The following is a 14139-nucleotide window of genomic DNA, read 5'->3' on the forward strand; positions in this document are numbered from 1 at the left end:
GGCCCTTGAGTCTTTTGAATCGAGGTATAGTTTTCAATGTCCATGGTATCCATGACTTGACCACCCATACGTTCAGCTACAATCCCCGTTTTAATGCCTTTACGTGCGGCATAAATGGCAGAGGTATTTCCTGCAGGACCACCACCAATCACTAAAACATCAAAAGCATCTTTGGCATTGAGCTTTTCAGCTTCTTTGGCCGCAGAATTGGTATCCAGTTTGGCAACAATCTCTTCCAAGGTCATACGGCCTTGACCGATATCGTTATTATCTTGGAACACCATCGGTACAGCCATGATTTTGCGTTCTTCAACTTCGTCTTGGAAGAATGCACCATCAATCATAGTTGCTGTCGTGCCCGGATTGTAAATAGCAATCAGGTTCAACGCTTGCACCACATCTGGACAGTTATGACAGCTTAAAGAGACAAAGACGTCAAAGTCAGACTGGATACCTAAACCTTTGATTGAAGCTAAAATTTCATCCGATACTTTGGGTGCATAACCTGAGGTTTGTAACAATGCCAAGATCAAAGAGGTAAACTCATGCCCCATCGGTAAACCCGCAAAGAAGACACGCGGCTCTTCACCGGCTTTTGCTACACCAAAGCTGGGTGCACGTGAGTTTTGACCATCAAAACGTGCAGTCACCAGTGGAGACAGTGCTGCAACCTCTTCAACCAATTCTTTGATTTTGTCTGATTTTTCAGAACCATTCAAAGTCGCAACCAATTCAATCGGACCTTCAAGGCGTTCAAGAAGTGTTTTTAATTGAGCTGAAGTATTTTGATCTAACATTGTTAAGCTCTCCAAAGCAGTCTATAAATTTATTTGATAGAAGAATCATAGAGTAAATCTAAAAATAGATAAAACAGTTTGTTTTTATTTTAATAATCGGTTTTATAGATTTATAAAGATATTCATCATAAAAAGTCACACTAAACGCAGGACTTTAAATGAAGTCAAAGCTTAGGATTCACTCTGCATCCGCTGTTCAATTCTTAAAGTTCTAGCTTTTAACTGACGCGTTAGACCAAATAACACAAGACTCAACAGCGCCATCAGTAGCATCAAGATAAGCGAGAAGAATTGCATGACCTTAGTGAACTGCGCTGCTTGCTGAACTTGTTTTTCTACACTTGCAGCCATCGGCGTGAGTGTTTTGCCATAGAGTTGATGTTGCATCGTCCATAACTGTTCAGGCTTAAACCCATATTCAATAAAATGTGAATCATTTTTTTCTGCTTGGACCAGAGCAAGCACATGCGGAATTGCTGCATTTTTATCGACAGGTTGGTGTAACAATGCCGTCTGCGCAAGCAAATAATGTTTTACAGGTATTTGTATTTTCGACTGCTGCAAATACTGCGCTATTTCACTTTGTTGAATATTTTTATCGTAGTGTACGATTTGCTGAAAAGCCTCGCTGTCATCATCTTTTAAATCATATTGCAGGTAGGTCAGGCCTGACCAAAGCAGAATAAAGGCAATCAGCCATGCCACAAACTTCAGTATAAAAGATTGAAAACGTACATAGAAAAAATGAATTTTCCGTGCATAGTGCACCAGTATGAATGCCCCAATAAAAGACACCATGATCTTGAGCACAAGCCAACCAAACCACGACAGCAAATTCAGAAAATAATCTGGCTGATGCCCTAGTGATGCGAGATTTTCATCGACACTCATGGGCATATGTAGTTGCTGTATTTCAGTGCTCAGTCCAAAAAAACTATAGACAAAATCTGGTTGTAAAAAATAGCTAATGCTGGAAGCAATAAACAAGGCGGCACTCAACATACACCATAAACTCAGTTTACGTTGACGTTGTTTGAGTGCAAACACGCCTTGTTCAATGTGCTGAGGCTGAACAACATACTCATCTAAGGAAGGCAAACGCTTCTCCTCTATTGACCACCCAGCTCGGCATTAAGATGGTGTCGTACGATTAGAACTCGAGTCTAAAACCAATTGATTCAAATTGTCCTGCAAACTACGCAAACGTGTGGTTGCTTCAGCACGTTTCTGCATCCCTTCCTTTTGTATTTGAATCACGTCATTTACTGTTTTAATGAGGGTGTTTTGTACATGTTCAAGTGTCTCAATATCAATCACTGAACGTTGATTGGCTTTTGCTGTATCTACTGAGTTTTGATGTAACAAATCGGCATTGCGCTTCAATAAGTCATTGGTCGCATCGTCAATGGTATTGGCCAACTGCACACTATTCTTCTGCTCATTTAAAGAAATCGCCAAACTAATTTGATTTTTCCATGCTGGCAATGTGATGTTTTTAATCGCATAAAACTTATCGACCAACATCAAATTATTAGACTGAATAATACGAATCATCGGTAATGTTTGCATGGCTGATTGTTGTAAAACCTGCAAATCACTTACACGTTTTTCCAAATTATTGGCTAAATGATTGAGGTCGTAAACTCTCTGCGTTGTGGTTTGGTCTTGCGCCTGTGCAGTCAGTGTTGAGATTTCCTGCTGAATTTCATCCTGTTTCAACTGACCCGCTGCGATATACACACCGAGCTGTTTATATTCACTTTGTACACCATGAAACATCCGATCTAAAGTATCAACGCGTGCTTTTAAACCAGACTGCGATTTTTCAATTTCTTTCACCAAAGTATCTATTTGTTCTTTGGTGGTATTAAAGTGCATATCAATATTATTCTTTGCCCCTTTAATTTTGCTCATCAAGCCACCTAAGAAACCTGAATTTTTCTTTTTATTTAAGATACTTGAGGTATTGAGCTGTTGTGCGACTTGTACCACCTGATTCAGCTTTTGCCCAGTTTCATCCAAGTCCTTATTTTGAACCAAATTTAACAACTCATCGGTATATCCTGAGGTTTGTGTCGCAATATTTTTACCATACTCCGCTACGGCGTTATGGTTGATTTCTGCCAACTCTTTCCGTGCTGCCAAGACCGCATTGAAGTCATCTTGTTGCAAGCCAATTTCTTGCAAATTTAACTGTTGAAACTTATGTTCAATCACTTCGGTGGTTGGCTCTACCACAAGACTGTTTTGTTCTGAGTTGGTCATAATTCACCTAATCTATTTCTTAAAGTGTTGGTTTCTGTAGTGATTTTTTTAAGGTATGAATCAATTTTTCACGGCTATTATCGAGCTTTTCCAGTTCAATTGTCGAGCTTGATTGCTGCGATTGTTTGACATGATATTGCCATGCTGGGATCAAGACCTGTTGTGCCTCTTTATATCGGTCTAACAAACTCAATGAAAGCTGCTGAGACAGTTGCATTTGAGTGATCGCAATATCATTACTGCTTTGCAAAGTTTGTAAACTGTTTATTTTCTTGGATAAACGTTCTGCAAAATTATCTAAAGGATGTGCATTCTTCACAAATTTAGGATATTCCATTAAAAATGCTTCAGCCGCAGATACATATTTGGCCATTTGCTCACGTAAGCCTGTTAACTGCTGATAGCGCGCCTGTGCCTTTTGAATTTCAATTTGTAATTTTTGGCTGAGATGATTGGCTCGATCCAACAGCTGATCCAGTTTCTTATAGTATTCAACTTGGGTTGAACCATATTCAATATCAATTCCGAGCCACTTTTGTAGCCCATTAAATTTACGCTTCTTCAGGTATTTTTTTGAGTCAGCCAATGACTGGATCAGTTGCTCAATGGTTTGGCTCAACTGTAAAGTGAGCTGCGGATCTATTCCATTTAACATCACAGACTGCGCTTGAATGACACTATCTGCATAATGATTGAGACGATATTGATCGTTCAGCAACGGAACCAAATCATTACGCTGGATACTTAAAAGTTCATCTGAATTGACTGGTATATCCCTTAAAGGAACAAGAACGTCAATTTGTGCCATAGTGCTTTAACCCAATAAAGAAATTGAATAAAATCATTTTTATAGTACAGCTTTTATGTCACATAACATGTAGATTTTTTGCAAAAATGTTGTGAAAACCGTTTATCCTGATCTGGCTAATCATCGCTTCTGTTTCCAACAAAATTATATCTATTCAAAATTATGATCATTCGCCTTCAGCACATCATTCGTTATAGTTTAGGTTTCTGCATTGCATTAACCTTACTTATTAGTGTTGGTGCGCACTATAAAGCAAAACACATTCACGAAACATTTTTAGAGCATGATCCAAGCCAATTACAACAAGTGAGTGGCACACTGCTAGATAATGAAACAGCCGTCCAACTTTATCAAAAAAATCAAGCACCCTATAACTTAAACAGCTTGGGGAAAACGCACTTTTTGGTCGGTATCTTTAGCCAGAACCAAGGTCGAATTCAAACAGTTTGGTGTGATCGTTGGCCAGACGCACCACTTAAGACCTCCTCTGACACAGGCCCGAAAAATCCAATGAATAAAATAAATTTACCTATTCGCTATTTTCATACTTGCCAATGGCTATTCGATGCAATGCAGTTCCCTTTAGATATTCCCACTTGGACAGGGCAACCCATCACCTATCTAAAAAGCCATCAAGATATTTTGTATGCATTAAATGTGAATGGGAAAAAGATTTTCGGCTATGAACAAGCCTCTCAGCAATATAAACAACTCTATCTAAATGAAATAAAAAATCGCAATCAATCAGCACTCTATTTTATTGTTTTCTTTTGCATTACTGTCTTTCAGTATAGAAAGTACATATTCAAAGTCATAAAAAAGCCATGATCAACATGGCTTTAAAATGGAGTGTTTCGATATTATAAATAATCGCCTTCACGCTCAGGTTGATAAACCACTTTTTCAATTTTGACTTTCATCATTTGACCATCTGGCTGCGGCCATTCAATTTCTTGACCTTCAGCTAAGCCAAGAATTGCTGCACCAATTGGGGCTACAACATTGACCTGTCCCTTCTCGCCTTTAAAATCATGCGGATAAACCAAAGTAATTTCAGATGCTTCTGTAGATGGTGCAATGGTCAGTAAAACTTTTGCATTCATCGTTACCACATTGGCAGGCATATCTTGTGGAGCAACAACATCGGCGCGGGCCAATTCTTCTTCAAGCAACTGCATGGTCGGTGTAAGTTTAGGCTGATGTTCTAACATCGTTTCTAAACGATGAAGATCCTGCTCAGAAATGATAATTGCTGGGTTTGCCATGTGCTGCATTCCTATTTGAATACGGTATGAATAAAATTCTTATTAAAAATAATTTATTAGCCTATAACTTCTGTTATATCAGAAATGCAGTCTAAATTACATTTCAACTGATTTTGATTTTTTAATGCTATAAAAAAAGCCCCCTTGAGGGGGCTTTCTCAAGTCAGAACTTAGTTTGCGTAAACAGGAAATTTCGCACAAACAGCTTCAACTTTCGCTTTAACAGCGTTAATCACAGCTTCGTCACCTTTGCTGTCTAGGATATCAGCGATCCAGCCAGCAAGTTCACGTACTTCAGCTTCGCCGAAACCACGAGTCGTCACAGCCGGTGTACCAATACGGATACCAGAAGTCACAAACGGTGAGCGTGGGTCATTTGGTACGGCATTTTTGTTCACAGTAATGTGAGCTGCACCTAACCATGCATCTGCTTCTTTACCTGTTACATCTTGCTTAATAAGAGATAACAAGAACAAGTGGTTTTCTGTACCGCCAGAAACGATGTCATAACCACGAGCAATAAGAACTTCAGCCATTGCTTGAGCGTTCTTCACCACTTGTTGTTGGTAAACTTTGTATTCAGGAGCCATTGCTTCTTTAAAACAAATTGCTTTAGCCGCTACAGCATGAACCAATGGACCACCTTGGTTGCCAGGGAATACAGCTGATTGTAATTTTTTCTCAATTTCTTCGTTTGCTTTTGCAAGGATTAAACCTGAACGTGGGCCACGAAGTGTTTTGTGTGTAGTGGTTGTTGTTACGTCAGCAATCTGAACTGGGCTTGGGTAAACACCAGCAGCAACTAAACCAGCAACGTGAGCCATATCTACAAATAGGTAAGCACCAACTTTATCCGCGATGTCACGGAAACGCTGCCAATCTACAATTTGGCTATAAGCAGAGAAACCAGCTACGATCATACGTGGCTTGTGCTCAATTGCTAAACGTTCAACTTCTTCGTAATCAATTTCGCCTGTTTCAGGGTTTAAACCGTACTGAATTGCGTTATATGTTTTACCAGAAAAACTTACTTTAGCACCGTGAGTCAAGTGACCACCGTGAGCCAAACTCATACCCAAAACAGTGTCGCCTGGGTTAAGAAGAGCTAAGTAAACAGCAGAGTTTGCTTGTGAACCTGCATGTGGTTGAACGTTTGCGTAATCTGCACCGAAAAGCTCTTTAGCACGGTCAATCGCTAATTGTTCAATCACGTCTACATATTCACAACCGCCGTAGTAGCGTTTGCCTGGGTAGCCTTCAGCATATTTGTTTGTAAGTTTTGAACCTTGCGCTTCCATTACTGCTGGAGAGCAATAGTTTTCAGAAGCAATCAGTTCGATGTGCGCTTCTTGGCGAGCATCTTCATTTGTGATTGCTTGCGCGATTTCTGGATCAAATTCAGCAATTGAGATATTGGCAAACATTAGCGAGGTCCTATGAAATTAGGGCTTTTAAGCCGTGCTAAGATTGGCGCGTATTGTAGCATGAAGTTTATAAATTTCGAGAACGAACTTTACGCAGTTTTAAATAAATAATCGCTCATGAAGCAGAACTCCATGAGCAATTTGAGTCAAAGCAAATTACTGAATTGGCATGAGAGTTTTGACATCGGTCAGAATATTAGGAATATTTAACGCATAAGCTGAACCATGATCCCATGTTGCCTCTGTTCTATATGAAATTGATGAGTTTTTTGCAGCCTCAGTACTCAATAAAAGATCTGTTGCCTGAATTGGAACTGTAGCATCTGCCGCACCTTGATAAATAATGATAGGGGTGCTGATTTTAGTTTTTAAGGGCTGTGAACCATTGGCTAGAAAATCTTTCACCTCTGGAATATTTTCCATAAAATTCGATTGCGTGCGGGGAAAACCCTCAATAGAATAATTATTTAAGAGAGCATATTCCCCCATTGCCGCTCCAAATTTATTCCCTAAAACAGTATAACAATCTGATTCAGCTTTTTCGGCAATTTGATTCGTAGGCGTTTTAAAAACTTGGAAATACTGTAAATTTGGATTCTGATTACGTAAACCTGCTGTAATCAGTGCGGTGAAGGTATCTAAAGAAGCAAGCGTTTCTATCTTATCGTTTACGTCAGGCTGTGCTGCTGCTTTCATTTCTCCTGCATTTAAAATAAAAGATAAATTCGAAGCAGGTGCAACAGCGACTGTGCCTTTATAGTCCAATTGAGCTCTAGACTGATATTGCGCAGCGCCCAGTGCCGCATGACCACCTTGTGAGTGACCAACCGTCATCCATTGATTAGAAACCTTAGCGCCTAAATAGTTACGCGTAGCAACCACCGCATCCGTAATTGAAAAGGCCTCACTTTTGACATTTAAGAATGGATGTAATTGATCGGCTGTTGGTTCACCCAAGCCTTCATAATCAGGAGCAACAACCACATACCCAGACGCTAAGAAGCCATCTATCATCCCTTTAACATACGTATTCAATGGAATACGGCTTGGCGCACAGGCATCTGCAACACCCGTTGTACCATGTGCCCACACCACAATCGGCCAACCTTTGGCAGGTACTGCAGTTTTAGGAGTAAAAACCAAAGCTGTCGTTTGTACTTCCCGATTATGGACACCTAACATCTTATAAGTCATGACTACACTTTCACCAGCGGTAGCTGACATATCTGTAGCTGTATATGCTGTTGGCGTAGTTACGACTGGATTAACAATATTATTTTTAGGAATCCCATCATCTACACCAACAGAAGTTGAATCGCCATCCCCTCCTCCACAGGCTGTTAAAACAAGCACAGAACTACTGACGAACACGGCCAATATATGTTTTTTCATCTTAAAATTCCTTTATGACATTTTTTCTTGTTGTAACAATTCAAATCACTTGAATACATTAATGATTTACGCCTCAAAATGACGCATGGCAATACCAGTTACGAGAATGATACAAAGTGAACATTGTCTGCAAATGCACACTCACCATTGTTATAAAAACTGGTCATTTGGAGTTCAAAATAAATCCTGATCCCACAACTGAATTCAGGCAGTGAGCTCTTCTCTCGTCTTTGTTTGAACCGAATCCCAAAGAATTATTTTTATTTTAAGCAATCATTTTCCTTTTCAATCTGCCTAAATAAATTGACAAGTAACTTCCGACTTTTTCCTTGCTCAATAAAGTCTGATCTCTAATCACCTAGGTTCACCAGATGATTTAAACAACATCACCGCACAAAATCAGCGAATAAACCACAAATCTGGCAGTCATAGGCTGTCTTGATAGTCTTGAAAATGATAAATTTATTCAGCTTTTAATTTTCGGATATGCAGATGCAAGCCATTATTCTCGACACAGAAACCCATACCCTAAATGGTCAACCCATTGAGATTGCATATGCACCGATTGAAATTGCAAATGGCAAATTAAGCCTAGATAAAAGCCAAGTATTTGATCAGCTCTATACTGTCGATGAACCGATCTCATTCGCTGCGATGGCTGTGCATCATATTTTAGAGTCAGACCTAATTGGGAAGCCTCACTATACGACCTTTAAACTACCTGCAGAAACGCAATACATCATTGGTCATAATATTGATTATGATATTCGTGCTATCGAAAAATGTGGTGTCGATACTTCTCACATTAAAGCGATTTGTACACTGGCCCTTGCGCGTTTGGTCTGGCCTGATGCTGAAGCCCACAATATTTCGGCACTCATTTATATGATTTCAAAAGGCAGTGAAAAAGCCCGTGAAATGATTAAAAAAGCTCATCGCGCCGATATGGATATTATTTTAACGGCCAATATTTTAATGCATGTGGTTCATCAATTAAAAATAAACAGCATGGAGAAATTATTTGCTGTCTCTGAAGATGCCCGTATTCCGCGAGTCATTAATTTTGGCAAGCATCGCGGAACAGCGATTGCCGAACTCCCTGCCGACTATATTCAGTGGTTAATGCGTCAAGATGAACTCGATCCATACTTACGTAAAGCTTTAGAAAATACGAGCATTAAAACGCTCTAAAATGTATTGTCATAAATTCTTAATATTGTTGTAATTTTCAGCCTGTATGTTCAGCCTTAATTTATTTGTTCGGGGGAGTAAATTAAGGTATGAATCATTATCAAAAAACAGCATTAGGTTTAGATGCTTTACAACAACGTCATATTCCACTCAATGCGCGTCAAAGACGACTATTGGTTTTAATTGGTACAGAAGATTTTGAACAATTGGCTGACCAGTTCAAACAACGCATCGCAACGCCTGAAATCCTCGAACAATTAATTGAATTGGGTTTAATTCATTCCACACAAACAGCTCACGTCTCTAGCCCAATAGAGCCTCTATCCGAATCTGCATCACTACTAAAAAATAGTCAAAATAGCGTCAATCCAATAGATTTAGACAGTACAGCGCAGCCCCCTTCACCACCCACCCCTACACAAAGCCCAGCCCCACCGCTTAAAGCTTATAGCTTTGAAGAAACACGCGATTTGATGATGAGCTTATTACAACGTTATTGTGGCTTAATGGCAAAACAACTTATTCTTCAAATTGAATCGGCGACAGATTTACACAGTCTCAAACGCTGCCAAATGCAATGGATTACGACGTTACAGGAAAGTCGAATAGAACCCATAGTACTCAACCAACACTTACAACAGATCAATCACTCACTGTTGCGTTTGCAGGCAGCTTAAATAAATAGATTCAAAGGATAATAATTGAGTCTTTTTCGGCCTTAGTTAAGATTTAAAGACTACGAGTTTGATTAGCAATCTATTGTTTTATCATTCAGGCAATAAATCTTAATGTCTTTCATCGACTTTTTCAGACTTTGGCACCATGGTTACTTGAACCATTCGTCTAACAACTTGATAAATAGAAACTATGTGTGAAGTGATATCCTAATTTCACTTTAGGACCTTCAAGATAATCGCTCAAAAAAATTTATCTCTTATATACTGCAATGGGATAACTTAACTTGATATAGATCGCCCATAAAAAACCCATGTAAACATGGGCTTTTTTCAATAGGGTTAATCAACAACTCGGTATATATTTTCCGTTTGCCGACTTTCAAATAACAGTTCAATACTAGGCAGAATTACTTCACCATCAACAACGATATGTTCAATTCGTTTAAATAAATCCAAACGTTCTGCTTCGGAGTTTTCAGGTACTTGCCTTAACTGGGCCTTCACATTATAAGTTTGGCTGTATTGGTCCTTTACCTTTACATCTACAAGCTGAGTCATGGTCATTTTCCTTTTCTTTTTTAGCTCTGCTTAATCTTATAGCACAAGTTTTTTCCAACACCTCCCCAAGAGTTGTTAGAATTTATCGCAATGTTAATTTATATAAATATTTTCAAAATCATAACTATAAATCATAAACTTAAATCAAATATGCTTAACAACTGAGATACATAGTCATATTTTTTCACATAAAAAAAGCTCGCATTGCTGCGAGCTTTTCTATGTTGGAAGGCTAGTGCTGATTTATTGTTTGAACATTTCGTTCCAAACTCAACGAGCTGTCATTGATCCGTCCAACTACATCGTAGCGTCTTAGTTATCGACCTACTGTAAGTACAATATAAAAGCATTTTTTACTCTCGACAAGAGCCTATGACATTTCGAAACAACTGTACAAATAAAAGCCAATTGATATTTTTAAAAAATAAGAGATTATACTGAAAGGCTAAATCTAGATAACAGCTCAGCATCAAATCAAGTAAATCACACATTCATCTTAAGAATTCTTTTCCATGTTAGTGCAATTGATTTTGAGTGATTTATATCGGTATTGTCGCAATACAAAACTAAACTCATTTATCAAAACTGATTTGTTTAATTACAGTTTTGAACTTTAGCGTTGGTTACGTCTTTCGGCTTGCAAACAGCAGATCGGCAAACTGGTCTACTCTATTTTTTATTATAAGAAGAAATACGGGATCGATATCCACTGCACCACAAAAATTGGCTATGGCTTGTTCATCTGTTATGAGAGACCTTTGATAGTCAACGTAACTACTGTTCTTGGAAACAATGCAACCTATCGCAGTTTAAACGATTGGTGCCAATGGCGGTCATCAGGCCGCTGTAATTGGCAACAATGTATATATTGGTCCAAATGTCTGTATTATCGATAATGTTAAAATTGGCGATAATACCACCATCGGTGCAGGTAGTGTGGTCACAAAAGATATTCCTGATAATGCAACCGCTGTAGGTAATTATGCAAAAGTCATTCATTAAAATAATGCTGGAAATTCAGTAAATAAACGCTGACTAAAAATAAAATAAGCATAATTTAATCAACTTAGCGCTCTATAAATAAAACAAAGGTTGACATTTTTTATACTCCGTAAATTTTAAGACATAATATGTTGGTTTTGTATTTCAAAAACTCATGAATAGGAGAAATTAGGTTAGGGTAAATCTTCGTTTTTGTTCGATGAATAAGATAGAGGTACATCATGACCACGATTAATATTTCAGATATTAAAGAACACTCTAGTGTAATTGCTGTATGTGGAACTAAAGTTGGAGATGTTGACCACATTGAAGGCAAAGAAATCAAACTCACCAAACATGGCGATGGTAAACACCATATTATCCCAAGTGCATGGGTAAGAGAGATTCGAGAGGATCAGGTCCTTTTAAATAAAGATGCCCAAGAAATTAAAGATAATTGGATTGAAGCATAGATTCAAAGAATTAAAAATCTACCAGCCTTTGGGCTGGTAGTTCATATGAAGTACACACTGAGTAGATACAAAGAACATAATGTCCATCACAGTTCGCTCAATATTCATTTATAGCAAAGGTATAAAATTCACTCAATTACAACATTCTTAATCTTTAAAAGGATTTGAAACTTTATCTTTAAGACTTAACCAAACCAAAAAGGCCATAATAAATATAAGTAATCCAATCACAACAAAGAATGTTTCGCCCACAGCAAAACCTGTAATGAGTGCCCCTAAGCCGATTAATGATAATAAAATGATCAATCCAATGCCTAAGACATTCATGTTTGTTCTCCAATGACCGAAATAATAAAGATCTCATTATTGCGTTTAGGCATGTCAATTTAATGTTGTTTTCATTAAACTTTAATAGTACTTTTGATTGATTATGCGCTATTGTGTACTATTCATATTATCTTAATGAAAACTAATGTAATTTTTATAGAGAATTTTCATATAATAATATGAAGCTTCTCTATACTTAGAAAAATATTAGCTAGAAGATTAGATCAATTTTCACGCAGATTAATTCCAATCATGAGAATTGAGCTTTTACAAGCGGCACAACAAAACTTTAAAAAATCTGTACTTGTCTTGGGGGCATGAGTGATCAAGAAATCTGTTTTTCATAGTCTGGATTTACAAAAACTTATTTTGATTTTAATTATTGGCTGTGTTTCAAGCTTATTTCTAATTTCAATTTTTGTATTGAACTATGTCATCAAGGAACAGTTAACCGAGAACTCTTTAGCGGCCAATCAACGCTATGCTTCAAAGATTGCATTTAGTACCGATAAATATTTTGAAAGTATGTTGAGTGAGCTACGCTACAGTGCTCAAATTGTTGGTCAAGATTTCTCAAATCAACAGGTTTTAAAAGCTGAAGTTATTCGCCTTAAAAATCAATCACAAAAATTCAATTCGATCACAATTGTAGATAAGAATGCTTTTATTTTGGAACATTCACCTCAGACCATACATGTTGATCCAAAAAAACAATATAAGACCCCAGGTATTACCGAAGCATTAAAACTAAAGAAAACCTATATTTCCTCTCCATACAAGGGCTTGTCAAACAATTTGATTGTACTAATTGCTCAGCCTATTTTTAATCGTCAAAATGAATTTTTGGGTATAGTGACGGGCACAATCTATTTAAACAAAGAAAATTTGGTAAGTGAACTGTTAGCGACGACTTATTCTTACAAAAAGAGCTACACCTATGTTATTGATAATAAAAATAAAATAATATTCCACCCAGATAAATCACGTATAGGAGATTCATTAAAAAATAATACAGGAATGCAATATATTAGATCGCACTCCACTGGAAAGATTGCTCTGGTCAATAGTAAAGGGATCGAAAACCTAGCGGGCTTTGCAGTAATTCCAAGTGTGAATTGGATTGTCGTATCGCAACAACCAACGTTAGAATTATTAAGCCAAGCAAACTCGATCATCGTTAAAGTAACACTGGCTATGCTCGGTTTCTATTTGCTTTTGTTCATATTTGTGTGGAAGCTATCATACTTGATTTCATCACCACTCAATAAGCTTGCACAAATGGCCAGCATGCTGACTCGCCCAAATATTGATCAAGACATTAAAAACATCGATCCATGGTATTTTGAAGCTTTACGCTTTCGCACCGCTCTCTTGCTCAGCTCCAAACATTTTAAAGATGAAATTGCAGAGCTTAAACAACACGTGAACACCGATCCGCTGACGGGGCTTTATAACCGCCGCGGTATGAAACTGTTTTTAAATGAATTAGAAGCAACCAATACACCTTTTTCAGTACTGACATTGGACATAGATCACTTCAAAGCAGTGAATGATAGTTATGGACATAATCAAGGCGATTACGTGTTGAAAAAGTTGGCTTCTCATATGAAAAGTAACTTTCGTCAACATGATGTGTGCTGTCGAGTCGGTGGAGAAGAATTTATTGTTTTTGTAGTACACGAAGATCCAAAGATTGCCTATATAGCAGCCGAACGGCTTCGTATAACAGTAGCACAAAGCTACATACACCCGATTGGAACGATCACTGTTTCAATTGGCATTGCCTCTTGGCCTCAAGACTCTGAGGATATCCAAGAGGTGATTAAACTTGCGGATCAAAAACTCTATCAAGCCAAAAATGACGGTCGAAATTGTATCCGTTCAACGTCATCGAATTGATACCAATTTTATTCACTATAAAGTTAGGCCAAATCATGCAGTGCTTTCAAATCCATCTGTTCAAAAATGAAAAGGACTAAAA

The 14139-nt window shown here is 37.9% G+C and carries 14 protein-coding genes and 1 pseudogene; 6 read left to right on the top strand and 9 right to left on the bottom strand.

The window, feature by feature from the left end; translation table 11 throughout:
• The 4 genes from PTT44_RS06410 to PTT44_RS06425 form a co-directional block, all read right to left on the bottom strand.
• Window positions 1-797 (bottom strand): thioredoxin family protein (locus tag PTT44_RS06410; protein ID WP_273795568.1); only part of this gene is annotated, 797 nt, incomplete at its 3' end.
• Window positions 798-968: 171 nt separating this feature from the next.
• The gene (locus tag PTT44_RS06415) at window positions 969-1895 is read right to left on the bottom strand and encodes a hypothetical protein (RefSeq protein WP_168158051.1); all 927 of its coding nucleotides are present in this window, start codon (window positions 1893-1895) and stop codon (window positions 969-971) included.
• Between the two features lie 33 nt (window positions 1896-1928).
• Window positions 1929-3062 (bottom strand): toxic anion resistance protein, encoded by a 1134-nt coding sequence (locus PTT44_RS06420; RefSeq protein ID WP_168158052.1) that lies wholly within the window; start codon window positions 3060-3062, stop codon window positions 1929-1931.
• Between the two features lie 19 nt (window positions 3063-3081).
• Entirely contained in the window at window positions 3082-3870 is a 789-nt protein-coding gene (locus PTT44_RS06425; protein WP_168158053.1) for a tellurium resistance protein, read from the bottom strand.
• Between the two features lie 162 nt (window positions 3871-4032).
• Here PTT44_RS06425 and PTT44_RS06430 point away from each other — a divergent pair, with 162 nt between their 5' ends.
• Window positions 4033-4698 carry a hypothetical protein gene (locus tag PTT44_RS06430; RefSeq protein ID WP_168158054.1) on the top strand — a complete coding sequence of 222 codons (666 nt, stop codon included), beginning with the start codon at window positions 4033-4035 and terminating at the stop codon, window positions 4696-4698.
• 32 nt (window positions 4699-4730) lie between these two features.
• Here the strand turns inward: PTT44_RS06430 and rnk are convergent, their stop codons facing one another.
• The 3 genes from rnk to PTT44_RS06445 form a co-directional block, all read right to left on the bottom strand.
• Window positions 4731-5135, bottom strand: a complete 405-nt coding sequence (rnk, locus tag PTT44_RS06435; protein WP_004696044.1) for a nucleoside diphosphate kinase regulator — start codon at window positions 5133-5135, stop codon at window positions 4731-4733.
• A 170-nt stretch (window positions 5136-5305) separates the two neighbouring features.
• Entirely contained in the window at window positions 5306-6559 is a 1254-nt protein-coding gene (gene glyA, locus PTT44_RS06440) for a serine hydroxymethyltransferase (protein WP_005400534.1), read from the bottom strand.
• A gap of 156 nt (window positions 6560-6715) precedes the next feature.
• Window positions 6716-7951 carry an alpha/beta hydrolase gene (locus tag PTT44_RS06445; protein ID WP_168158055.1) on the bottom strand — a complete coding sequence of 412 codons (1236 nt, stop codon included), beginning with the start codon at window positions 7949-7951 and terminating at the stop codon, window positions 6716-6718.
• 492 nt (window positions 7952-8443) lie between these two features.
• Between PTT44_RS06445 and PTT44_RS06450 the strand changes: the two genes are divergently transcribed.
• Both PTT44_RS06450 and PTT44_RS06455 read left to right on the top strand, forming a co-directional pair.
• Window positions 8444-9142: an exonuclease domain-containing protein gene (locus tag PTT44_RS06450; RefSeq protein ID WP_104222123.1), complete on the top strand. Its 699-nt coding sequence runs from the start codon at window positions 8444-8446 to the stop codon at window positions 9140-9142.
• A gap of 89 nt (window positions 9143-9231) precedes the next feature.
• Complete coding sequence (locus PTT44_RS06455) at window positions 9232-9819, top strand: hypothetical protein (RefSeq protein ID WP_168158056.1); 588 nt, start codon at window positions 9232-9234, stop codon at window positions 9817-9819.
• A gap of 339 nt (window positions 9820-10158) precedes the next feature.
• Here PTT44_RS06455 and PTT44_RS06460 read toward each other — a convergent pair whose 3' ends face one another.
• The gene (locus PTT44_RS06460) at window positions 10159-10377 is read right to left on the bottom strand and encodes a hypothetical protein (protein WP_004696033.1); all 219 of its coding nucleotides are present in this window, start codon (window positions 10375-10377) and stop codon (window positions 10159-10161) included.
• Window positions 10378-10889: 512 nt separating this feature from the next.
• Here PTT44_RS06460 and PTT44_RS06465 point away from each other — a divergent pair.
• Both PTT44_RS06465 and PTT44_RS06470 read left to right on the top strand, forming a co-directional pair.
• A pseudogene (locus tag PTT44_RS06465) lies at window positions 10890-11379 on the top strand (serine acetyltransferase).
• 221 nt (window positions 11380-11600) lie between these two features.
• Window positions 11601-11831 (top strand): DUF2171 domain-containing protein, encoded by a 231-nt coding sequence (locus PTT44_RS06470; protein ID WP_168158057.1) that lies wholly within the window; start codon window positions 11601-11603, stop codon window positions 11829-11831.
• 147 nt (window positions 11832-11978) lie between these two features.
• On the opposite strand, the gene PTT44_RS06475 is transcribed toward PTT44_RS06470, so the two are convergent.
• Window positions 11979-12158: a hypothetical protein gene (locus tag PTT44_RS06475; protein ID WP_168158058.1), complete on the bottom strand. Its 180-nt coding sequence runs from the start codon at window positions 12156-12158 to the stop codon at window positions 11979-11981.
• Between the two features lie 321 nt (window positions 12159-12479).
• On the opposite strand from PTT44_RS06475, the gene PTT44_RS06480 reads away from it, so the two are divergent.
• Window positions 12480-14057, top strand: coding sequence for a sensor domain-containing diguanylate cyclase (locus tag PTT44_RS06480; protein WP_168158059.1), 1578 nt, complete (start codon window positions 12480-12482; stop codon window positions 14055-14057).
• Window positions 14058-14139 lie beyond the last annotated feature (82 nt).

Source organism: Acinetobacter sp. Gutcm_16, assembly GCF_028649355.1.
In the GTDB taxonomy this organism is placed as follows: Bacteria; Pseudomonadota; Gammaproteobacteria; order Pseudomonadales; family Moraxellaceae; genus Acinetobacter; species Acinetobacter johnsonii.